The following is a 1,396-nucleotide window of genomic DNA, read 5'->3' as shown; positions in this document are numbered from 1 at the left end:
ACTAGTCAAACTAGTGGCTTACCTGTCAACGAGTTAACTGACTCTGTTGTGTAAGATTTTACACCGATATTCATCTCTACTCCTTCGCTCATTGTATCAGCATTATACCCTGAAACAATAACGCTAAATACTTCTTTAGAAAATCTAATTGGAAACCTGGCTATCTGAAGATGTGTATTACCTTTAACGATAAAGTCTACTTTTCCCCACTGAAAAATTATGCCTCCTAGCCATGAAGGAAAGGTGATAAACCCATTCTGCTTTAATGAAACACTAAAACCAAACCTCAGTTTTTTTGGAGAAATATATTTTCCATCTACCTCTCCCATAGCAAGTTCTTCATCCGTAGCTTGATCAGCCTTATTTAAATATTGTGAGTGAGGGTCTGCTGAATTTTGATGTTTGTTAACTTTATCATTAATAGTTTTTACAGCCTTAACTGTTGCCAGCTTATCAGAGCTATTATCACTTATTGCATCGGACTTAACATTAGGTAAGTTACCTAGCCCTACATCAAACTTGGTTGGCTTATGGCCTTCATGGTAAACACGTTTATCATAGTTTATCCCTGTATAAATTTCACCAGCAACACCAATATCCCCATAAAATATACCACCAGATTTAGATACAAAGTTCTCATCAACATACTCTCGTGATGCCATCGCAATGGACAAATCTACCTTTAAATCAATATTGCTAGCGTTTGCAACCTGTAAGATTACCTTTAAAAACAGACTATTTGCAGTACCATTACCTTGTGGAATTAGTGGTTTATAAGTACTTGGGTATTTACCTATGCAAATTAAATCCCCTTGCTCATCATATAACCCAAATTCTGTTACATAAAAACCACCAACATCTACAGGGATTATTGCCTCAGCAACAACCCAGTTTTTATTATGTGGATCAATATAGAGATTAGTTAAGTTACCTGCCCAGCGTTCTCTGACTAAACGGGTTGTTGATTCACTTGGGAATGTTTCTTTACCTTCATCAGCACCACCATCCCCTACTTTTATTTTAGTGAGTTTTAAGGCACCACCGAGTAATGCTGCATTGGTTAACTTTGATTTACCTGTTTTGGTGAGTAAGTTGTAATATTGTTTTGTCATAGTTTACTATTAAAATATCAAATAAAGTTATCTGTTGGCCTGATTCTCTCCTTTTTTTAAAAGTAACATCAGGTGAAATCTTTCATCTTTTTCGTATAAATAACATACGCTTTTATTTATGTACACTCTTTATACAGCATGGAAAAAGTAGGCAAATATAGCCTTCGCTGAGGGTATGGATACAATAGAATAGTCATAACGCTCCCGCAGAGCGGGAGGCTTGACAGCTATGAGCAGCCCCAAGGGCTGCCAATGTTAAAGTTCAGTGTTTAAAATTAGCTTCC

Annotated in this window: 1 protein-coding gene; it reads right to left on the bottom strand. The window is 36.4% G+C overall.

Annotated elements, in window-relative coordinates; all coding sequences use genetic code 11:
- Nucleotides 1-5: 5 nt before the first annotated feature.
- A complete protein-coding gene (locus tag F607_RS33365; RefSeq protein ID WP_051311888.1) occupies nucleotides 6-1,112 on the bottom strand; it encodes a phage tail protein in 1,107 nt (368 codons plus the stop codon).
- Nucleotides 1,113-1,396 lie beyond the last annotated feature (284 nt).

Source organism: Zooshikella ganghwensis DSM 15267 (genome assembly GCF_000428585.1).
GTDB classification, from domain to species: domain Bacteria; phylum Pseudomonadota; class Gammaproteobacteria; order Pseudomonadales; family Zooshikellaceae; genus Zooshikella; species Zooshikella ganghwensis.
The sequence above is the reverse complement of the archived record's forward strand: the minus strand, read 5'-3'. Positions and strand labels throughout refer to the sequence as shown.

Bases quoted from the DNA above. Each gene is read 5' to 3' on its own strand.
- F607_RS33365 (WP_051311888.1), bottom strand. From the start codon at position 1,112: ATGACAAAACAATATTACAACTTACTCACCAAAACAGGTAAATCAAAG.